This window comes from Micromonospora zhanjiangensis (genome assembly GCF_042650605.1).
In the GTDB taxonomy this organism is placed as follows: Bacteria; Actinomycetota; Actinomycetes; order Mycobacteriales; family Micromonosporaceae; genus Micromonospora_J; species Micromonospora_J zhanjiangensis.
In genome coordinates, this window is record NZ_JBHSBN010000019.1 from 61,261 (window position 1) to 80,357 (window position 19,097).

The 19,097-nt window shown below is 70.7% G+C and carries 23 protein-coding genes and 1 pseudogene; 13 read left to right on the forward strand and 11 right to left on the reverse strand.

All coding sequences use genetic code 11. The annotated features are described in order from the left end of the window. Positions 1 to 60: 60 nt before the first annotated feature. Entirely contained in the window at positions 61 to 1,329 is a 1,269-nt protein-coding gene (locus tag ACFOX0_RS23550) for a serine hydrolase domain-containing protein (RefSeq protein ID WP_377549706.1), read from the reverse strand. Between the two features lie 279 nt (positions 1,330 to 1,608). Between ACFOX0_RS23550 and ACFOX0_RS23555 the strand changes: the two genes are divergently transcribed. After that, positions 1,609 to 2,220 (forward strand): WD40/YVTN/BNR-like repeat-containing protein, encoded by a 612-nt coding sequence (locus ACFOX0_RS23555; protein WP_377549708.1) that lies wholly within the window; start codon positions 1,609 to 1,611, stop codon positions 2,218 to 2,220. A gap of 26 nt (positions 2,221 to 2,246) precedes the next feature. Here ACFOX0_RS23555 and ACFOX0_RS23560 read toward each other — a convergent pair whose 3' ends face one another. Next, positions 2,247 to 3,077 carry an alpha/beta fold hydrolase gene (locus ACFOX0_RS23560; protein ID WP_377549710.1) on the reverse strand — a complete coding sequence of 277 codons (831 nt, stop codon included), beginning with the start codon at positions 3,075 to 3,077 and terminating at the stop codon, positions 2,247 to 2,249. An 80-nt stretch (positions 3,078 to 3,157) separates the two neighbouring features. Between ACFOX0_RS23560 and ACFOX0_RS23565 the strand changes: the two genes are divergently transcribed. Continuing rightward, positions 3,158 to 3,616, forward strand: a complete 459-nt coding sequence (locus ACFOX0_RS23565) for a MarR family winged helix-turn-helix transcriptional regulator (protein WP_377549712.1) — start codon at positions 3,158 to 3,160, stop codon at positions 3,614 to 3,616. 115 nt (positions 3,617 to 3,731) lie between these two features. On the opposite strand, the gene ACFOX0_RS23570 is transcribed toward ACFOX0_RS23565, so the two are convergent. After that, positions 3,732 to 4,292, reverse strand: a complete 561-nt coding sequence (locus ACFOX0_RS23570; protein WP_377549713.1) for a DapH/DapD/GlmU-related protein — start codon at positions 4,290 to 4,292, stop codon at positions 3,732 to 3,734. A gap of 172 nt (positions 4,293 to 4,464) precedes the next feature. On the opposite strand from ACFOX0_RS23570, the gene ACFOX0_RS23575 reads away from it, so the two are divergent. Further along, on the forward strand, positions 4,465 to 5,208 hold the full coding sequence (locus ACFOX0_RS23575; RefSeq protein ID WP_377549715.1) for an alpha/beta hydrolase: 744 nt from the start codon (positions 4,465 to 4,467) through the stop codon (positions 5,206 to 5,208). Positions 5,209 to 5,607: 399 nt separating this feature from the next. Here ACFOX0_RS23575 and ACFOX0_RS23580 read toward each other — a convergent pair whose 3' ends face one another. Next, on the reverse strand, positions 5,608 to 5,772 hold the full coding sequence (locus ACFOX0_RS23580) for a hypothetical protein (protein ID WP_377549717.1): 165 nt from the start codon (positions 5,770 to 5,772) through the stop codon (positions 5,608 to 5,610). A gap of 255 nt (positions 5,773 to 6,027) precedes the next feature. On the opposite strand from ACFOX0_RS23580, the gene ACFOX0_RS23585 reads away from it, so the two are divergent. After that, complete coding sequence (locus tag ACFOX0_RS23585) at positions 6,028 to 6,228, forward strand: hypothetical protein (RefSeq protein ID WP_377549719.1); 201 nt, start codon at positions 6,028 to 6,030, stop codon at positions 6,226 to 6,228. Positions 6,229 to 6,280: 52 nt separating this feature from the next. Here ACFOX0_RS23585 and ACFOX0_RS23590 read toward each other — a convergent pair whose 3' ends face one another. The 5 genes from ACFOX0_RS23590 to ACFOX0_RS23610 all read right to left on the reverse strand — a co-directional run bounded on the left by ACFOX0_RS23590 (position 6,281) and on the right by ACFOX0_RS23610 (position 10,423). Continuing rightward, the gene (locus ACFOX0_RS23590) at positions 6,281 to 6,871 is read right to left on the reverse strand and encodes a Uma2 family endonuclease (RefSeq protein ID WP_377549835.1); all 591 of its coding nucleotides are present in this window, start codon (positions 6,869 to 6,871) and stop codon (positions 6,281 to 6,283) included. Between the two features lie 32 nt (positions 6,872 to 6,903). Continuing rightward, a complete protein-coding gene (locus ACFOX0_RS23595) occupies positions 6,904 to 7,206 on the reverse strand; it encodes a helix-turn-helix domain-containing protein (protein ID WP_377549721.1) in 303 nt (100 codons plus the stop codon). Beyond that, on the reverse strand, positions 7,196 to 7,783 hold the full coding sequence (locus ACFOX0_RS23600; RefSeq protein WP_377549723.1) for a PIN domain-containing protein: 588 nt from the start codon (positions 7,781 to 7,783) through the stop codon (positions 7,196 to 7,198). The genes ACFOX0_RS23595 and ACFOX0_RS23600 overlap by 11 nt, the downstream gene beginning before the upstream one ends. A 4-nt stretch (positions 7,784 to 7,787) precedes the next feature. Next, complete coding sequence (locus tag ACFOX0_RS23605; protein ID WP_377549725.1) at positions 7,788 to 8,318, reverse strand: helix-turn-helix domain-containing protein; 531 nt, start codon at positions 8,316 to 8,318, stop codon at positions 7,788 to 7,790. 101 nt (positions 8,319 to 8,419) lie between these two features. Next, positions 8,420 to 10,423 (reverse strand): HelD family protein, encoded by a 2,004-nt coding sequence (locus ACFOX0_RS23610; RefSeq protein ID WP_377549727.1) that lies wholly within the window; start codon positions 10,421 to 10,423, stop codon positions 8,420 to 8,422. Positions 10,424 to 10,631: 208 nt separating this feature from the next. On the opposite strand from ACFOX0_RS23610, the gene ACFOX0_RS23615 reads away from it, so the two are divergent. Beyond that, positions 10,632 to 11,189, forward strand: coding sequence for a Uma2 family endonuclease (locus ACFOX0_RS23615; protein ID WP_377549729.1), 558 nt, complete (start codon positions 10,632 to 10,634; stop codon positions 11,187 to 11,189). Between the two features lie 89 nt (positions 11,190 to 11,278). After that, on the forward strand, positions 11,279 to 12,127 hold the full coding sequence (locus ACFOX0_RS23620) for a menaquinone biosynthetic enzyme MqnA/MqnD family protein (RefSeq protein WP_377549731.1): 849 nt from the start codon (positions 11,279 to 11,281) through the stop codon (positions 12,125 to 12,127). 76 nt (positions 12,128 to 12,203) lie between these two features. Here the strand turns inward: ACFOX0_RS23620 and ACFOX0_RS23625 are convergent, their stop codons facing one another. Beyond that, complete coding sequence (locus ACFOX0_RS23625) at positions 12,204 to 13,160, reverse strand: hypothetical protein (RefSeq protein WP_377549733.1); 957 nt, start codon at positions 13,158 to 13,160, stop codon at positions 12,204 to 12,206. A gap of 497 nt (positions 13,161 to 13,657) precedes the next feature. On the opposite strand from ACFOX0_RS23625, the gene paaA reads away from it, so the two are divergent. From paaA to paaE, 5 genes are all read left to right on the forward strand, one after another. After that, a complete protein-coding gene (paaA, locus tag ACFOX0_RS23630; protein WP_377549735.1) occupies positions 13,658 to 14,734 on the forward strand; it encodes a 1,2-phenylacetyl-CoA epoxidase subunit PaaA in 1,077 nt (358 codons plus the stop codon). 23 nt (positions 14,735 to 14,757) lie between these two features. Then, the gene (gene paaB, locus ACFOX0_RS23635) at positions 14,758 to 15,048 is read left to right on the forward strand and encodes a 1,2-phenylacetyl-CoA epoxidase subunit PaaB (RefSeq protein ID WP_377549837.1); all 291 of its coding nucleotides are present in this window, start codon (positions 14,758 to 14,760) and stop codon (positions 15,046 to 15,048) included. Continuing rightward, on the forward strand, positions 15,045 to 15,770 hold the full coding sequence (gene paaC, locus ACFOX0_RS23640; protein WP_377549737.1) for a 1,2-phenylacetyl-CoA epoxidase subunit PaaC: 726 nt from the start codon (positions 15,045 to 15,047) through the stop codon (positions 15,768 to 15,770). The genes paaB and paaC overlap by 4 nt, the downstream gene beginning before the upstream one ends. A gap of 80 nt (positions 15,771 to 15,850) precedes the next feature. Then, a complete protein-coding gene (gene paaD / locus ACFOX0_RS23645) occupies positions 15,851 to 16,327 on the forward strand; it encodes a 1,2-phenylacetyl-CoA epoxidase subunit PaaD (protein ID WP_377549839.1) in 477 nt (158 codons plus the stop codon). Continuing rightward, positions 16,324 to 17,433, forward strand: coding sequence for a 1,2-phenylacetyl-CoA epoxidase subunit PaaE (paaE, locus tag ACFOX0_RS23650; RefSeq protein WP_377549739.1), 1,110 nt, complete (start codon positions 16,324 to 16,326; stop codon positions 17,431 to 17,433). The genes paaD and paaE overlap by 4 nt, the downstream gene beginning before the upstream one ends. Before the next feature lie 249 nt (positions 17,434 to 17,682). Here the strand turns inward: paaE and ACFOX0_RS23655 are convergent, their stop codons facing one another. Continuing rightward, on the reverse strand, positions 17,683 to 17,976 hold the full coding sequence (locus tag ACFOX0_RS23655) for a hypothetical protein (RefSeq protein WP_377549741.1): 294 nt from the start codon (positions 17,974 to 17,976) through the stop codon (positions 17,683 to 17,685). A 26-nt stretch (positions 17,977 to 18,002) separates the two neighbouring features. On the opposite strand from ACFOX0_RS23655, the pseudogene ACFOX0_RS23660 reads away from it, so the two are divergent. Together ACFOX0_RS23660 and ACFOX0_RS23665 are read left to right on the forward strand one after the other, a co-directional pair. Next, positions 18,003 to 18,850, forward strand: a pseudogene (locus ACFOX0_RS23660) (helix-turn-helix domain-containing protein). A gap of 6 nt (positions 18,851 to 18,856) precedes the next feature. Next, entirely contained in the window at positions 18,857 to 19,054 is a 198-nt protein-coding gene (locus ACFOX0_RS23665) for a DUF397 domain-containing protein (protein ID WP_377549743.1), read from the forward strand. The last annotated feature ends 43 nt before the right edge of the window (positions 19,055 to 19,097 follow it).

The following is a 19,097-nucleotide window of genomic DNA, read 5'->3' on the forward strand; positions in this document are numbered from 1 at the left end:
GCCGGAAAGTTGGCGCGTGGTGGTCCCTCCAGGGGCCACCACGCGCCAAGATCTTCTCTGTCAGCTCTGCCCAGGCAGGGGAGCGATCAGCGTGGGGGCGCCGGGGGCTGGGGCCACCGTGGTCCCCACCCGGGCCGGTGCCGCCGTGGTGCGGGCGGCGTCGGCGGGTCCGCAGAGGGCGGTGTTGACGACGTCGAGGGTGGCCTCGAGGATCGGGTTGGGTTGGCCCGGTGCCGCGTAGTGGGTGATGTTCTCGCCGAGGGTCATCTGCCGGCGACCGTCTGCCGAGTGCCAGGAGATCGTGCTGTACCCGAACACCAGCCCGTCGTGACCCCAGGCCCGTCCGCACCGGGTCGGCATCCAGTACAGGGCCAGCCCGTAGCCGCCGGCTTCCGGGTAGGCCGCGTCGAACGGTACGGTCCGTTGCATCTCGCGCAGTTGTGCGGGGCGCAGCAATCGGCCGCCCAGCAGGGCCCGGTAGAACCGGTTCAGGTCGTCCGCCGTGGAGACCAGGGCGCCGGCCGTCCAGGCCCAGCTCATGTTGTACTCGGCGAAGTCGGCGAGCGTGCCGTCGTACCAGGGGACGTAGCCCTCGGAGTGCGGCCCGGCGATCCGGGGCGACGTTCCGGGGAAGTAGGTGTCCCGCAGGCCGAGCGGCCGGATCACCCGGCGGGTGATCTCCGCGGTGGCGTCGTGCCCGGTGACCTTCTCGATGATCAGACCGACCAGGACGTAGTTGGTGTTCGAGTAGGCGAACTTCTCGCCCGGCGCGTTGGTCGGCGGCATGTCCAGCCCGGTCCGGGCGAGCTGACGGGGCGTGAACGTGACGTACCGGTTCTTCTCCACCGCGTAGCCGTCCGGGAAGAGCACCCGGTCGTACGAGCCGATGCCGCTGGTGTGGTTCATCAGCATCCGCACGGTGACCCCGGCCGGGGCCAGGTCCGGCAGGTAGCGGGCGGCCGGCGCGTCCAACTCCACCCGGCGCTCGCCGACCAGCTGCAGCAGCGCGGTGGCGGTGAACGTCTTGGTGATGCTGCCGACCCGGTGCCGTACGTCCGGCCGCATCGGCCGGTCGGTGGCCAGGTCGGCCACCCCGCTCGCGCCGTTCCAGACGGCCCGGTCGGCCCGCGCCTGGGCGAACACCCCGGCCATGCCCTCGTCGGTGATCCGCTTGAGCCCGGCCGTGAGTTCCGCCTTGGGCAGCGTCCCGCCACGCTGCGCCGGGTCGGTGGTGACTGCGCTCGCCGGTACGCCTCCCGTGGCGAGCAGCGCCGCGGCCAGCAGTCCGCTGCAAGCCGCGGAGAGTATCTTTCGCCTTGATCTCCGCATTTGCCCTCCCGTGTGGACAGATCGTCTGTCGACAATCCTGACAGTTCCTGGCCTGCCGGTAATCCGTCCTCGTGTTGACACACCGGGTACGCCGCGCGGGGGACCGTCCGACGGTCCCGCTCCACCTGCCAGCCGAGCCCGCTGATCCATAGGCGGGAGTGCTTGGGGTCCGGTAGGTTGCCGGGTCATGCGGCTTCGTGTGCTCGGCACGATCGTCCTGTCCGTCGTCGTGCTGACCCCTTCTTCGACCGCCGGCACGGCATCGCGCTCTCCGACCCGGTGGACGGCATATTCCGCATCCTGTCCACCGCGGACGGCGGCCGGTCCTGGTCGGTGCTGCCGTCCACCGGCATGCCGGCCGCGCTGGCCGGGGAGTTCGCGTTCGCGGCGAGCGGCACCTGCCTGGTGACCGCCGACCACGGGCCGGACCGGGCCTGGTTCGCCACCGGCGGCGGCGCGTCGACCCGGGTGTTCCGCACCGACGACCGCGGTCGTACCTGGAAGGTGACCTCGACCCCGATCCCCAGCGGCCCGGCCGCCGGGATCTTCTCGCTGGCCTTCCGCGACCAGCGGCACGGCGTGGCCGTCGGCGGCGACTACGAGAACCCGACCGCCGCCCCGGACGGCGCCGCGACCAGCCGCGACGGCGGCCGGACCTGGACCGTCGCGGCCCGCGTGCCGGGCGAGTACCGCTCGGGTGCGGCCTGGGTGCCGCGCCGGGGCGACACGGTCCTCGCGGTCGGCCCGACCGGCAGCGACGTCAGTCGCGACGGCGGTCGGACCTGGCACCGATTCGACCCGGTCAGCTACGACGCGGTCGACTGCGCGGCCGACGGCGCCTGCTACGCCTCGGGCGAGCAGGGGCACCTCGCGGTGCTGCGCCGGCGCTGACCGTCCTGTCGAGCGGCGGGACGGTCTCAAGGCCGGATGCCGGCCAGCAGGGTCACCACCCGGTCGGCGAAGGCGCGGGGGTGGGTGAGGCCGCCGTTGTGCCCGCCGGGAAAATCGACGGTTGGCGCGCCGACCAGCGCGCCGAGTTCCTCGACGCAGCGACGGTGGAAGACCCGCGCGGGCGTCGCGTTGCCGTGTGCGGGCACGATCCGGGTACCCGCGGCGAGCAGGGCGGTCGTGTCCACCGTCTCCCGGACGATGGCCGGGATCTCCCGGTCGAGTAGGAAGGCGAACCCCGCGGCCCGGTCCGGCGTGATCGGCGCCGGGGTCGCTCCCGGCTCCAACTCCTGGGTCGCCGGGTCGATGCCGAGGGCGTCCCCCATCGTGCGTACGGCCGTCAGCCACCCGTCCCGCCGGTAGGTCGCGTGCAGGTCGTCCAGGATCCGCCGGGCGGATGCCCGCTCGTCCGGCGGTAACACCTGCGGTACGGGTGGCTCGTGCGCCACCAGCACGGAGAGCGCGTCCGGGTGCGGGGCCACCAGGTGTAGTCCGATCAGCGCGCCGGTGCTGCAGCCGAGCATCGCGGCCGGTCCGTCCGCCACGGCGTCGAGCAGCCGGTACGCGTCGTCAGCGTGCTCCGCGATGCTGATCGGCGCACACGTGTCGCGCAGAACGCTGCGGCGCAGGCCTCGGCGGTCGTACGTGACGACGGTGAACCGGTCGACCAGTTCGGTGACGAGTTGGTCCAGTTGGTTGGCGTCCCCGTCACCGCTGCTGCCGATCAGCAGCACCGGCCCGGTCCCGCGGATCTCGTAGTACAGGTCGGCGCCGGGGACGGTGAGATTCCTACCAGGCATGTAGCTGCTCCTCCGGTTGGTGTGGTCGCCACGATAAAGCATCAGAAGTGATGCATCAAGAATGATGATATTCTTCCGGCATGAACGGCGTGGATCTGTTCCGACTGGGCCGGGCCTTGACGCGGATCGGTGAGGCGGCACTGCCGGTCGACGGGCTGCCCGAATACCCCGGCGGCCATCGAGCGGTGCTGATTGTCATCGCCGACCTCGAACAGCACGGCGAGAGTGCCGTCGGCGAGATCGCCCGGCGTACCGGGTTGCCGCAGAGTGCCGTCTCCGGTGCGGTGGCCCGGCTGCGCGAGGCGAAAGCGGTCGAATTGGCCACCGATCCGCGGGATCGGCGCCGGTCGCTGGTCCGGCCGAGCGCGGAGCCGTCCGAGCGGCAGCGAGTGGTGGCCGCGAGCACCATCGACGCGGCGGTCGCCGACGCGCTCGGCCCCGACCGGGCGGACGAGGTGGCGGAGACGGTGGCGATGCTGGCGGAACTCGGTCGTCGACTCGCCCCGAGCAACCGAACGGAGCCCGATGGACGGCCGTGATGTCGACCAGGCGGTGATCGAGATGATCCGGATCTGGTCCACCGGTCGGGCCGACCTCCCCGGCCGCCCCAGGCCCACCTCGTGGGTCTTGAAGGCCGCGGTCGGGTAGGGCCCGTCAGGTTGCGCCGGGCGGCTTCAGCCGCTTTCGTTCCACCAGGCTGGTCGCCGTCACCACGCTGAGCGGCGGTACGTCCTTCGCGACAACCGCGCCCGCGCCGACGACCGCGCCACGACCGATCGTCACTCCGGGGGTGATCGTGGCCGCGGCACCGATCCACACGTCATCCTCGATGACGATGGGGGCGTGCGTGATGAAGTCGTACCGTTCGTCGAGTTCGACGGGATGGCCAGCCGTGCTCAGGGTCACCCGAGGGCCGATCAGAACCCGATCCCCGATGGTGATGCCCCCGTAGTCGAGAAAGAAGCAGCCCTGATTGATGAAGACGCGCTCCCCGAATGACGCGCCGAGCCCGTAGTCGCAGTAGAACGGCGGCAGGATGGACAGGGAGTCCGGAACGGGTGCACCGAAGATCTCGTTGAGGACCGCCCTGCGCGCATCGAGGTCGTCGAACGGCAACGCGTTGAGGCGCGAGGTCAGAGTCATCACGAGGTGGACGCGTTCGGCGAAGGCCCGTGACTCGGGCGTCCGGGTCGGTAGGCGTTGCTCGTTGCGCACGGGCCATCTTGGCACGGCCCGGTCCCCGGCGGTCGCTGTGCTAGATTCCGCCGCCAGCTGCCGCTACGACCCGAGGAGGTGAGACCGATCAACGCGGTGACAGATCGGGCCTCCCTCCCCCACTCGGCTGAGGGAGTGCCCGAAAGAGGCTTCCCGAAAGGCTGAGACGCGCGTGCGCTTCATCTCTCAGACGTCGTCCGACGGCGTGACCGAACAACTCTTCACCCTTCCCGCTACCTCCGGTGACATTCCCGGCGTGCTGTGGACACCGGACGGTGCCACCGGCACCCGACCGTTGATCCTGGTCGGACACGGCGGCGGCCAGCACAAGCAGGCACCCGGCGTGGTGGCGCAGGCCCACCGGCTCGTGACCGAATGCGGATTCGCGGTGGCGGCCGTCGACGCGCCCGCCCACGGCGGCCGGCCGCGCAGTACGGAACACGACCGACTCATCGGCGAGATGCGCGGTCGCATGCAGGCCGGCGGTGACGTGGCCCCGGTGCTCGCCGAACTGCACGCCCTCATCGCCGGCCAGAGCGTCCCCGAGTGGCGGGCGGTGGTGACCGCCCTCCAGGAACTCGACCACGTCGGTGCCGGTCCGGTCGGTTACCGGGGCCTGTCGTTGGGCTGCGCGCTGGGCGTCCCGTTCGTGGCCGCCGAACCCCGCGTCCGCGCTGCCGTGCTCGGCCTGCACGGGGCGGAGACGTCGGCCGAGGCCGCCGCGCGGATCACCGTGCCGGTGGAGTTCCTGGTCCAGTGGGACGACGAACTGGTACCGCGGGCGACGAGCCTGGCGCTGTTCGAGGCGCTCGGGTCGACGGAGAAGACCCTGCACGCCAACCCGGGCCGGCACGGTGCGGTCCCAGAGTTCGAGTTGGACAGCGCGGTGCGGTTCTTCACCCGCCACCTGAGCTGAGCAACCAGCCGCTCGGTCGGGCAGGGTTCGCACTGTCCGGCCGAGCGGCTGTCTGGCCGGGTGGGTCGGGTGGCTTCAAGAGCATCAGTTGTAAAGCTGTCCCCGCGCCGGCGTGTCATACCGGAAAAGCGCTGATGCTCTTGCGCGATGGAATCGGGCCGACGGGGGAATCGGCGGACATCGTCAGAGTCCGCTCATCCAGCGCGTTCGGCCGGGATGGGGACGCGACCTACGGCCGCCACAGTCGGGGCAGTTGAGGGTCGTTCCGCACCGTCGACACCAGCGCGACTTGACCTTGAACAAGAACATTCCGGCGGCGAAGCCGAGCACCGCGACGGTCATGAGAACGAGGGATTGAAGCACTGCGTTGCCTTCCTGTCTCGCCTTGGCGGGTGACGGTCAGAAGTAGCGGCGGCGCCGGGTCGGGGGCCAGCCCATGAAACGCGGCCAGAGGTCCGGCGCGGGAGCGCTCGGAGCGAGGTCGCGAAGGTCTTCACGGGCTTCGTTCAGGCAGGCCGCGAGGTAGGCGTACATGCCGAGGATCGAGTCCCGGTAGTCGCGCAACAGCTCAAGGCGAGCCGCGCCGCACGGCCACGGCTGGGCACACGAGCGGCACAGCCACATGGGCCGGATGGGATCGTGCGGAACGCGCATCAGGCGGACCGCCCGACAAGGCGGAGCCAAGGCATGAGGGCGAAGGGTGGTGGCTTGATCACACGACGATGAGCCATCTCTTGATAGTGCTACCGCCGTTATCGATCGTCAACCCCTATCGCTGTTTACGATCGTCGGACAATCGGGAATGCCTACCGTCAACCCGTGGTGGAATTCGTCGGGATCGCTGAGATCCGGGACATGCTCGGCGGCGTGTCGCGTGCTCGTGCGAGCGTCATCGCCTCACGACGCGACTTCCCGGCCCCGTACCAGGTGCTCAAGATGGGCCAGATCTGGCGTCGGACGGACGTTGAGGCTTGGCTCCGCGAGCACCGCCCGCACCTCGACGCGCCGGACGAGGAATAGCCGCCACGTCCGCGTCCGCCACAACGTGGTCGAGGTCGCGGAGCCGCTCAGGTCAGAGCAACAGGTCGTGCGGGTCGAAGTCGATCTCGAACGGCTGGCTGACCCGGAGTCGCCGTCCGCACACCGCCTCGGCGGTGCGCTGATACTCCCCGTCAACCAGGGTCAGGAACTCCACCGAGGCGTGCCGTAGCCGACGGGCGATCTCCACCCGCATGAAGTAGGGGACTCCGCCCTCGGCACACCGGCGCGGCTTGCCGACGAAGTCCTGCTTCCGGCTACCGGCGGAGACGAACTCGACCGCCAAGGTGCAGAGCCGCGCCGGCACCCACTTGTCCTCCTCGTCGGTCTCCGGCAGCGCGTGCAGGACCGTGACGTCCGGCTGAATCCACTTCCTTGTGTCGAAGGTCAGGTTGACCGGCCCGCAGACGAAGAATTTGACGGCTTGGGCGGCGGGTCCGAGTAGATGGATCAGCGTGGCTGCCCCGAACGTGTCGGACATCGTCCGTGTCGGCACGTCTACCAACCTGCCGTCGATGCATTCGTAGCGGACAAGAGGTAGTTCCGGTCGGGGAAGAAGGCGGTCGGCCAGTTCGGTCGTCCATCTGCCGTCGAAGTCGACCAGCGGGTCGAGCGGGGTGGGCATCACCTCACGTACCTCCTTGATGTGCCTGGAGTTCAGGCCGCGTGAGGGCCGTGCGGGCGGAACGCGATGTCGAGGTCGGCGTTCAGTGCTGTCGCCAACCGGGCCAGTAGCGGGAGGGTGGGTGTCGCCCCACCCGACTCCAGGCGAGAGAGTTGCGGCTGCGTCATGCCGGCCCGTTGGGCCAACTCAGCCTGCGTCAGGCCGAGTTCCAGCCGCCGGTCGTGCACCATTTGGCCGAGCATCAGCGATGCCCGCGCCTCCTCATAGACGGCGGCGTGCTCGTCAGTCGCGGTGAGCTCCCAACTGTCAGATGGGGCGACGCGTTCAAGTCGCATCTATGGATTTAACCATTGTCTGGACTGCGGATGTCATCCCGTAACGGCTGCTGAGTATTTCCAAGATCTCTTCTTCGGTTCGTACGGGACCCATCCTGCCTGACCGTGCGGCGATGCCCCTGACGACAGACCGAGCCCGCACAGGATCCAGAGAGACCGTGTTCACTGCGAACTCACGAGGTGTCAGCACCTGTATCCCGGTGGGCATTTTGCCAGCGGGGAGGTCTCGAACGTTGTGGGTGACAACGGCGCCCGCGCTGGCCACGACGGCTGCGGCAACCAGATGCTCGTCATGGGGATCGGGAAGGCCGTACGTGCCGTCCAGGCCTTCCCACCCCGTAACTTCCGCATCGTCGAAATGGTGGCGCATCTGCTCGATGAGACGGCGCGCCCGCTTGGTCGCCTCGCCCTCGTCCTTGCCCCGCTCGATGAGCTTCGTCCGCTCCTCGAACTCCAACTCTTCAAGGACGACCGCATTCCACACAGGTCGGTACATTCCTTCGACGGCAAGAGAGAGTAGGAAATCCCGCTGCAAGCTGGGCCACAGGACGCAGGTGTCGAGGAGTGCGGTGAACACCCGCTTATTCTGTCAGGCCCTTGCGTCGACGCGCGACCGAGCGACGTGCATTCCGCAGCCGCTGCAGCACAGCATCGAGATCCTCCTCATCGTCGATGCTTACTGACGTTTCCTCAAGCGCGGCGTACTGTTCGGCTCTGCGCCGTTCTCTGTATGCGAGCAGGTCGGGCAGCAGGATCCGGCGATGTGTTCCCGTTCGGTCGAACGGAATCCTGCCGTCGTCGAGCAATTTGACCACTGTCGGCCGGCTGACTCCCAACAGATCGGCGGCCTGTTGGGTCGTCAGCGTCATGGTCCGGGGTGCGACCGTTACCGCGAGCCCTTGACGAAGAGCCTCGACCACCTGGCGAAGGACGCCGTGAATCTCGGCGGGAAGCTCTACCCGGTCACCGGGAGTGGCTCCAGCCAGAAAATATCGAGGCTCCACCTTGCCCCGACCCGCTCTCTCGTGGGCCTGCATGAAGTCGTGGACCTGGGCGAGATGCCCATCCGGTTCCGGCAGGTACGTCTCTTCCCTCAGTGCGGCCGCAGTCATCACCCCTCCTCGTCACAAGCATCGTAACCACTTTCGTTTCTTGCGTCTATCGGACGACCGAACTGGTGCGGAAGCTGTGGCGTTGAAGAAGGCCGGCCTGCTCAGGCAAGGGGAGCGGGGAGCGGGTCGGTGTGCAGGACGGCGAGGCGGGACACCGCCCGGGTCAGCACCACGTACAACCGGTGCAGGCCGCGCGGCTCGGCGGTCACGATCCGGGCCGGTTCGACGACGATGACGTGGTCGTACTCCAGGCCCTTGACCAGGGTGGCGGGCACCACGGTGACCCGCGCCGCGGTCTCGACGTCGTCGGCGGTGGCGCTGTCCACCCCGGCCGCGGCCAGCGCCGCGCGCAGCCGGTCCACCGCGTCGTCCGCGGCGATCACCGCGACCGAGCCGTCGTGCGCCAGCGCCGCCCGCACCTCGGCCACCGTCGCGGGCTCCAGCTCGGTCACGGTACGGACGGCCAGCTCACCGTCCGACCGCAGCGACTGCGCGGCGGGTACGTCGACGCCCAGCGCCGGCAGCAGCCGGTTGGCGAATTCGACCACGGCGGCCGGCACCCGGAACCCGATGGTCAGCGGGACGACGGCGGCGTCCGGCTTGCCGAGGTGGGCCAGCGACTCGCGCCAGTCGGTGGCGGCCCACGGCTCGGTGCCCTGGGCCAGGTCGCCGAGGAGGGTGACCGAGCCGTGCTCGCTGCGCCGGGCGATGGCCCGGCACTGCATGGGGGAGAGGTCCTGCGCCTCGTCGACCACGATGTGCCCGAAGCCGGGGGCGCGTTCGATCAGCCCGGCCGCCTCGTCGATCAGGATCGCGTCCGCCGCCGTCCACCGGGTGGCCTTGGTGGTACGCGCCGGCTTCGCCCACAGCAGGGCCTGCTGCTCCTCGGCGGTGAGCAGCTCACCAGCCGCCTCGGTGAGGGCCGCCGGGTCGGAGAGCAGGGTGAAGACCAGCCCTTCCGGGGCGACCGCCGGCCAGCACGCGTCGAGGAACTCGGTCACCTGTTTGCACTTTCCCATCCGGCGCAGCCAGGCGTCGCTGGGCGACTCGGCCCGGCGGGCCTCGGCCTGCCGTTGCAGCAGGCCGACCACCCGGGCCCGGACCCGTTCCCTGCCGGTGCCGTAGGGCAGCCCCTCCCGGCGGGCCTCGTCGACCACCCGGCGCAGGGCTTCCGGCTCGATCCGCCAGCGGTACGACCCGTCGGACACCATGATCGGGTCGGTCGGCTTGCGGACGTACCCGTGCAGGGCCCGGCGGAGCACCTCGGCGAGCCGCGGGTCGTGCTTGACCGCGGCGGCGGCCGGCGGGTCGACCGCGCGGACCGGCACCCGGGCGACCAGGTCCTCGACGGTGGCCTGGGCCACCTCGACCTCGCCGAGCGCGGGCAGCACCGCGGCGATGTACGACAGGAACGCCCGGTTCGGTCCGACGATCAGCACCCCGGACCGGCGCAGCCGCTCCCGGTGCAGATAGAGCAGGTACGCGGCGCGGTGCAGCCCCACCGCCGTCTTCCCAGTGCCGGGTGCCCCCTGTACGCAGATCGAGTCGGCCAGGTCGGCGCGGACCAGCTCGTCCTGCTCGGGTTGGATGGTGGCGACGATGTCGCGCATCGGGCCGACCCGGGGCCGTTCGATCTCGGCGGTGAGGATCCGGCTGGCCGTGCCGAGTTCCTCGCCCCGGTCCAGGTGCTCGTCCTCGAAGCTGGTCAGCTCGCCGGCGTTGAAACCGAACCGGCGCCGGACGGTGACGCCCTGCGGGTCGCGGGCGCTGGCCCGGTAGAACGCCCGGGAGATCGGCGCCCGCCAGTCCAGCACCATCGGTTCGCCGGCCTCGTCGGTGACGTGCCGCCGGCCGACGTGGTGCCGGTCCGCGCCGAAGGTCAGCTTGCCGAAGAACAGCGGGGTGGTCGGGTCGTCGGCCAGTTCGGCCACCCGGCGGGCCATGTGCCGGCCCAACTGCTCGGCGGTGTACGCGTCGCCGGCGACCTTGTCACCGGTGGCGAAGAGCGCCTCGGCGCGCTCCCGCATGTGCCGCAGGGCCACCCGGGAGGCGGCCAGGTGATCACGTTCGGCGGCGAGGTCGGTGTCGAGATCCGTTGCGGGCACGGTGATCCTCTTGGCGGGTTCGGTCGGCTCGCTCGCGTATCCGGGGAAGAGTCCCTGGCGCGTGGGGACGTCCGCTGCGGTGGCTACCTCACCACGGCCGTCAAGCGGTGGACCAGCCTACGCGGCGCCCACTCCCTCCCTCCACCGAATTTGGTCGCCGTTTCGTGGCGGCCGGCATGGCACCCTGTGAGGCAGAAGTCGTGGGGAGGTGAGCGTTGCCGTGCTTGAGCATGTGGGTCCGTGGACTGAGGACGAGTACCTCGCACTCGGTGAGACCGCCAATCGGATCGAGCTGTTCGACGGGAGTCTGCTGGTGAGCCCGGCACCGACCACGCGCCATCAGCACATTTCGCGGCGGCTGGCCAATCTGGTCGACCCGCCGGCCGACGGGGCCGGCCTCTGGGTCTACGAAGCGGTAAATGTTCGCCTCGCCGGCGGCCGGATCTTCATTCCCAATCTCGTGGTGACGCCGATCGACAACGTCACCATCATCGACGCGGCGGACGTGGTGCTGGTGGGTGAGGTGGTCTCGCCGGGCAACGCGGGGACCGACCGCCTGTTGAAGATGCAGTTGTACGCCGCCGCCCGGATCGGGTGGTACCTCCTGGTGGAATCGGAGTACCCGGACACGGTGACGCTGAGGCTGCTCCGCCTCGACGGTGAGCACTACGTCGAGCACGCGGTCGCGAAGGACGGCGAGACGCTGACGGCGACCGGGCCGTTTCCGTTCGAGATCGACACCCGCGCGCTGCTGCGCCGCCGGTAGCGGGACGCCGTAGCCGGCGCGTGCGCTGTCGGCCACAAAGCGGGCCACCGCCGGGCGGTCGTTCCGGAATGCGGGATACGGTCGGCGGCATGAGCGAGCTACGGCGGCCCCGGGTCGGTCACATCCAGTTCCTGAACTGTCTGCCGATCTACTGGGGGCTGATGCGGTCCGGCGCGCTGATCGACGTCGACCTGCACAAGGACACCCCGGACCAGCTCAACGCCGCCCTGGTCGCCGGCCAGTTGGACATCGGCCCCATCTCGCTCGTGGAGTACCTGCGGCACGCCGACGAGCTGCTGCTCCTGCCCGGCCTGGCGGTGGGCAGTGACGGTCCGGTGCTGTCGGTCAACGTGGTGTCCACCCGGCCGCTGGCCGAACTGGACGGGGCGAAGGTGGCGCTCGGCTCGACGTCGCGGACCGGGGTGCTGCTCGCCCAGATGCTGCTCGCCGAGCGGTACGGCGCCCGGCCGGAGTACTTCCGCTGCCCGCCGGAGCTGACCCAGATGCTGCTGGAGGCCGACGCGGGCGTACTGATCGGTGACGTGGCGCTGCGCGCGCTGTACGAGGCTCCCGGTCAGGGTCTGACCGTGACCGACCTGGGTCAGGACTGGCGGGACTGGACCGGGCTGCCCATGGTGTTCGCCGTGTGGGCGGTCCGCCGGGACTTCGCCGCCGAGCACCCCGGCCAGGTCAAGGAGGTGCACGAGGCGTTCCTGCGCTCCCGTGACCTGTGCCTGGCCGAGCTGGACGAGGTGGCCGCCGCAGCGGCGCGCTGGGAGCCGTTCGACGCGGCGACCCTGGCCAACTACTTCCGGGCGTTGGACTTCTCGCTGGGGGACCGGCAGGTCGCCGGCCTGCGGGAGTTCGCCCGGCGGGCGGCGGCGCTCGGCGCGGTGCCGGCGCTGCCCGAGGGCGGCCCGGAGTTCTTCCCGGTCTGACCGACCGGGCGGTACGTCCGGCGGCGGCCCGGAATCACCGACCCGGCCTCCCCGGAACCGGCCGCGCCCGGACCGGTCAGGTGGCCAGGAGCTGTTTGCCGACGTTCAGGCAGACCTTGGTGCCGTACTCGAAGCCCAGTTTGATCGGGTAGCGGGTCATCACGCCCACCGACCAGCCGTCGCCGATGGCCAGGCAGCTGACGTGCCAGTTGCCCTCGTCCTCGCGGGTGACCCAGCCGTTCTTGATGGCGATGTCGTCCTGCTCGTCCTCCGGGAACGCGAGGCGGATCCCGAAGTTGCCGACCCCGCGGACCGCCTCCATCTCGCCGAGCAGGTACTTGGTCCACTTCGGGCCGGCGGCCCGGCCGTCGGCGATGCAGGCGCCCAGCCGGGTGATGTCCCGGGGCGACAGGTGGGTGTTGCTCCAGAAGCCCTTCACCGCGCTGCTGTCGGTCAGCTTGCAGATGTCGATCAACCGATCGATCGACTTCTCCCGGCCGACCAGCCGCCACAGGGCCTCGGCGGCGTCGTTGTCGCTGTCCCGGATCGTGATGCTGACCTGGCGCATCCGGGCGTCACTGGGGGTGGTGCCCTGCTCGGCGTTGCGGCGCAGGAAGTCCGCCACGATCCATGATTTGATCATCGATGCGGTGGTGCTGGTCTCGGTCATGTTCGCCGACCCGCTGATCTTGCCGGTGCGCCGGTCCATCATCGCCCAGCTCACCCAGCCGTCGGGGATGTCCACCTTGACGGCCGCGGGCCGGATCGGCAGCGGCGGCAGCGGTGACGGTGTCTGTGTAGGCGACGGCCGACCGCCGCCGGAGCCGACCCCGCCGGTCCCGTTCTGGCTCGCGCCGGGCAGTATCGTGCGGCCCCAGCTCGCGACCGCGTCGGCCGCGAACGGGGAACCGGGCACCAGGCGCAGGCCGGCGAGGACGACCACGACCAGGCCGGCGATCAGGGCCAACCGCCGGGGCAGCGACGCGCGCCGATGTCGGCGACGTCGGCTGGCGGGACGGTACGGGCCGGTCATTGGGACCTCTCCGAGGCCGGGAGCACGGGTATGGGGGGTGGAGCCGACGGGGTCAGTCCGGAGGGTACCCAGGTGACGGTCATGGCGAGGTGGTCGACATGCCGCTGTCCCTCGCCCGGGTGGTCCGCCCGGGCGACGGTGGGAAACGCTTTCTCCATACTTGGACGCACGTGCGGGGGGCTCCAGAGGTTCGGACGGGGGCGACCGGGCGCGGGCCGTGGAGGCCGGGGCGGCCTCCGGGGGTGCCGGCCGCGAATTCTACGTGCCCAGGAAGAGGGCGCCACCTTTCCGAGAACCGATTGTTGCCAAAGGCAAAGAGTTTCGCCCCCGGCTGGGCACTCCCGGACGAAATCTGGCGAAAGGGTGTGATGAGTGTCACGCTGAAGAGCGAAGCGCGTGGTCGCACCGGGTGGTCGACGGAATCACGCCTGGTGGTTGGATCGATATATGTGTGACACGCTCTGGCCTAACTGTCCGCTAGCTGTAACACTTGTCGGGTGTACGGCAACGACTTCTCCGGACCCGACGACGCCGCGGGCGGCCTGCTGAGTCAGGTCGAGGCGGCCGAGGCCGCGCTGCGCGAGGCGGCCGCCCGTGGGTTGTCCCGTTCCGACGGTGACGGACCCCCGCCGGGCGTCGAGCTGCAGGACCACTTCACCGCGCTGATCGAGGCCGATCAGAAGATCGAACCGCGGGACTGGATGCCCGACTCGTACCGCAGGGCGCTGATCCGGCAGATCGCCCAGCACGCCCACTCCGAGATCATCGGCATGCAGCCCGAGGGGAACTGGATCACCCGGGCGCCGTCGCTCAAGCGCAAGGCGATCCTGCTGGCCAAGGTCCAGGACGAGGCCGGTCACGGCCTCTACCTGTACGCCGCGGCCGAGACCCTGGGGGTAACCCGGGACGAGTTGGTCGACCTGCTGCTCACCGGTCGGCAGAAGTACAGCTCGATCTTCAACTACCCGACGTTGACCTGGGCCGACGTCGGTGCCATCGGCTGGCTGGTGGACGGCGCCGCGATCGTCAACCAGGTGCCGCTGTGCCGCTGCTCGTACGGCCCGTACGCGCGGGCGATGATCCGGGTCTGCAAGGAGGAGTCGTTCCACCAGCGGCAGGGCTACGAGATCCTGCACACCCTGGCGCACGGCACCCCGGCGCAGCGGGCGATGGCCCAGGACGCGGTCGACCGCTGGTGGTACCCGTCGCTGGCGATGTTCGGGCCGCCGGACGCCGACTCGACCCACTCCGCCCAGTCGATGGCCTGGAAGATCAAGCGGTTCTCCAACGACGAACTGCGCCAGCGGTTCGTCGACATGTGCGTGCAGCAGGCCGAGATCCTCGGTCTCCGGCTGCCCGACCCGGACCTGCGGTGGAACGAGGAGCGTCAGGCCCACGACTACACCCAGCCGGACTACGACGAGCTGATGCGGGTGATCAAGGGCGACGGTCCGTGCAACCGGCAGCGGATGGAACACCGCCGCCGGGCACACACCGACGGAGCCTGGGTCCGCGAGGCCGCTGCGGCGTACGCGGCCAAGCGGTCGGCCGACCCGACGGCGGTGGCGGCGTGAACGACGAGAGGAAGCAACCGGACATGACCGGACCGGCTGGGTGGCCGTTGTGGGAGGTGTTCGTCCGGGCCCGGCGCGGACTGTCGCACAGTCACGTCGGCAGCCTGCACGCGCCGGACGCGACACTGGCCCTGCACAACGCCCGCGACCTCTACACCCGCCGCCAGGAGGGCGTGTCGATCTGGGTGGTCCCGGCCGCCGCGATCACCGCGTCCAGCCCGGACGAGAAGGACGCCTTCTTCGACCCGGCCGCCGACAAGGTCTACCGGCACCCGACCTTCTACGAGGTGCCGGACGGGGTGGCCCACCTGTGACCACCACGGTCGGATACCTGCTCGGGCTGGCCGACGACGCCCTGGTGGCAGCCCAGCGCCTCGGCGAGTGGGCCGCCGCCGCGCCGGAGATGGAAGAGGACATCGCGCTGGCCAACATCGCGCTCGACCAGCTCGGCGCCGCCCGCCTGCTGCTGTCGTACGCGGGGGAGTTGGAGGGCGCCGGCCGGGACGAGGACGCGCTGGCGTTCCTGCGCGGCGACCGGGAGTTCCACAACTGCCAGCTGGTCGAGCTGCCCAACGGCGACTTCGCGGTGACCATGGCGAAGCTGCTGTTCCTGTCGGCGTACCAGCTACCGCTCTACACGGCGCTGAGCGGGTGCGCGGACGAGCGGCTGGCCGCGATCGGCGCGAAGGCCCGCAAGGAGTCGGCCTACCACCTCGAACACAGCGCGCTGTGGACGGTCCGGCTGGGCGACGGCACCGCCGAGTCGCACCGGCGCATGCAGGACGCGGTGGACGCGATCTGGCCGTACACCCATGAGTTGTTCGCGGCGGACCCGGCGGCCCCGGTCGACCCGGCCGGGCTGCGCGCGGCGTTCCTGTCCGCCGTGGAACCGGTGCTCACCGAGGCGACCCTGGACCGGCCGGCCGACGGGTGGGCGCCGTCCGGCGGTCGGTCCGGCGTGCACACCGAGCACCTGTCCTACCTGCTGGCCGAGATGCAGGTGCTGCACCGCGCCCACCCGGGCGCGCGCTGGTGACCGGCGGGGTGACGACGATGACGGATCCGGCGGCCGCCGTAGCACCGACCGGTCCGTCCGGCGGCGAGGCGGCAGACCCGGTGCGGACCGCGCGGGACGCGGTCGCCGCGGTGGTCGACCCGGAGATCCGGGTGGTGACCATCGAGGACCTGGGCATCCTGCGCGGGGTGGCCGCGGACCCGGCGACCGGCCGGATCACCGTGACCATCACCCCGACCTACTCCGGCTGCCCGGCCATGGACGTGATCCGGGCCGACATCCGGGCCGCGCTGGCCGCCGCCGGTCACCCCGACGCCGAGGTACGGACGGTCTTCGCGCCCGCCTGGAGCACCGACTGGATCTCCGCGGCCGGCCGGGCCAAACTCGCCGAGGCCGGCATCGCCCCACCCGGCCCGGCCACCCGGACCGGCCCGGTGCCGCTCACCCTCGGTGTGCGCTGCCCGCGCTGCGGGTCGGTGGACACCGAACAGCTCAGCCGGTTCGGCTCCACCGCGTGCAAGGCGCTGTGGCGCTGCCGGACCTGCCGTGACCCCTTCGACCAGGTGAAGCCGCTGTGACCGTGACCATCACCCGCCCGGCACGCCGCCGGCCGGTGTTCCACCCGCTGCCCGTCGCCGCGGTCGACCGGCTGACCGAGGCCTCGGTCGCCATCACCTTCGCGGTGCCGCCCGAGCTGCGCGACATCTTCGCGTTCCGGGCCGGCCAGCACATCACCGTCCGTCGGGTGCACGACGCCGACGGCGAGGACGTGCGGCGGTCGTACTCGATCTGCTCGACGCCGGCGGACCTGGCCGCGCACGGACGGCTCCGGATCGGGGTCAAGGAGATCCCCGGCGGCGCCTTTTCCGGCTTCGCCGCCAGCACCCTGCGGCCCGGCGACACCATCGAGGTGCTGCCGCCGCTCGGGCACTTCACCACGGCGTTCGCGCCGGACCGGCAGCGCCGCTACGGCGCGGTGGTCGCCGGCTCCGGCGTCACCCCCGTGCTCGCGCTGGTCGCCACCGCGCTGGCCGTCGAGCCGGCCAGCACCTTCACCCTGGTCTACGGCAACCGGTACGCCCGCAGCGTCATGTTCGCCGAGGAACTGGCCGACCTGAAGGACCGCTATCCGACCCGGCTGCACCTGGTGCACGTGCTGTCCCGCGAACCGGGCGACTCGCCGCTGCTCTCCGGCCGGGTGGACGCCGACCGGCTGACCCGGCTGCTGGACACCATCGTGCCCGCCGACAGCATCGACGAGTGGTTCCTGTGCGGCCCGTACGGGCTGGTCACCGAGGCGACCAGGGTGCTCACCGGGCGCGGGGTGCCACCGGCCGCCGTGCACACCGAGCTGTTCCACGTCGACGAGCCGCCCACCCCGCCCCGTCGGGTCGAGGACAGCACCGCCGGTGCCGATGTCACGATCATGCTGGACGGCCGCGCGTCGAGCTTCCGGATGGGCCGCGAGGACCGGGTCCTCGACGCGGCGCTGAAGGTCCGCGGCGAGCTGCCGTACGCCTGCAAGGGCGGGGTCTGCTCCACCTGCCGGGCCAAGGTGGTCGAGGGCGAGGTGACGATGGCCCGCAACTACGCCCTGGAGCCGGACGAGGTGGCCGCCGGCTACGTCCTGACCTGCCAGTCCAGCCCGACCACCGACCGCCTGGTCGTCGACTACGACGCCTGATCCCGCAGCCCGGCCCGGCCCGGCTGGTCGCGCGGCGCTTTGCCTGGCGGGTCGCGCGGCGCTGCGTGGTCGGGAGCTGCTGGCTGTTCGTGAGCTGCTGGCTGGTCGTGAAGCTGGCGGCGGTCCGGGAGCGGCGCCGGGCCGGGAGGCGTCCCACTTTTGGCGCTACATCAAATTCGATGTACGTACTACATCTTTGATGTAGCCCCAAAATTGTGTCCGGCTCCGGCGGGCGGGTATCGACGCGCTTCAGTCGCTGCGGAGACGCGCAGTCCAATAGGTGAGGTCGGAGCGGTGCTCGACCAGGGCAACGCTCTCGCCGCAGGCGTCCTCGATCAGCTTGACCGCCTCGTCCAGGTGCGCCGGGCAGTGATCCCAGTCGGTGTCGCGGTACATCTGCAGGCCGACCTCGCCCCGATCGCGGCTGAGCGCCTCACCCGCCTCGGGTGGCACGAGAACGATGGTGTAGCGGGCCGCCTCCCGCTCCGCGTCGCTGGGCGGCGGCGGTTCGTCGTATCCACGCGGCCGGAAGTGCTCGACCACCGACGGGATCGGCCCCGGAGTCGTGGATGTCAGGCACGAATCAACCCACGGTGGTCGGTCGGGGGCTCGGTGGCGAGTTGCGCGAGCTGCGGCGGACGCGTGGGCTGCCGCAGCGGCAGGTGGCGATCCGGTTGGGCTGGCAACCGTCCAAGCTGTCCCGGATAGAGGCCGGCATCCAGGGTGTCCAGGCCGCCGATGTCGCGTCCCTGCTGGTGATCTACGGGGTCACCGGTGACGAACGCAAGCGACTGCTCGGGATGGCCGAGCGGTCCGCCGAGACCGGTTGGTGGGAGGCGATCGGTGGGCTCTCCGACGAGTCCCGCACGCTGATCCGGCTGGAGGCCGAGGCGACCGGGATCGTGAACTGGCAGCCGCTGCTGGTGCCCGGCCTGCTGCAGATCCCGGACTACAGCCACGCCGTGATGGCCGGCTGTGGCGTGCCGGAGGACGAGGCGCAGTCCCGGGTGGCCGCCCGGCTCGGCCGGCAGGCGATCCTCAGCCGGCCGACACCGCCCGTCGTGCACGCGATGATCGACGAGATGGTGTTGCGCCGGGTGCTCGGCGGGACTCGCGTCATGGTCCGTCAGTTGCGCCACCTGCTCGATGCCGCCGAGCGCCCCACGTCACGCTCCAGGTGGTGCCGATGGCCGTCGGCGGGCATACCGGGCTGGACGGGTCGTTCGCGCTCTTCGACTTCCCGCGCAACCGATCGGTGGTCTACCTGGACCACAAACTGGCCGGGCTGTTCCTGGAGGAGGCGCCGCAGGTGACGCACTTCCGGCGAGAGGCGGATAGGCTGGCCCGGGTGGCGTTGAGCCCGGCCGAGTCGGTGGAGTTCGTTGCCCGGGTCGCAACGGAGTACGAGCGGGAGTGAGCCCAGATGAGGCCAGCGGACCTGACCGGCGCGGTCTGGCGCAAGTCCACCCGCAGCGGCTCGAACGCCGACTGCCTGGAGTTCGCCGACTTGGGCCGGGCGGTGGCCGTACGGGATTCCAAGGACCCGCATGGGCCGGTCCTGGCCTTCGATCCGATGAGCTGGTCCGGGTTTCTCCGCGGCCTGACGATCGATTCCCCGTAGCCTTCGCCTCGCGGCCTGCGGTGGAGGTGCGTCACAGGCGGAA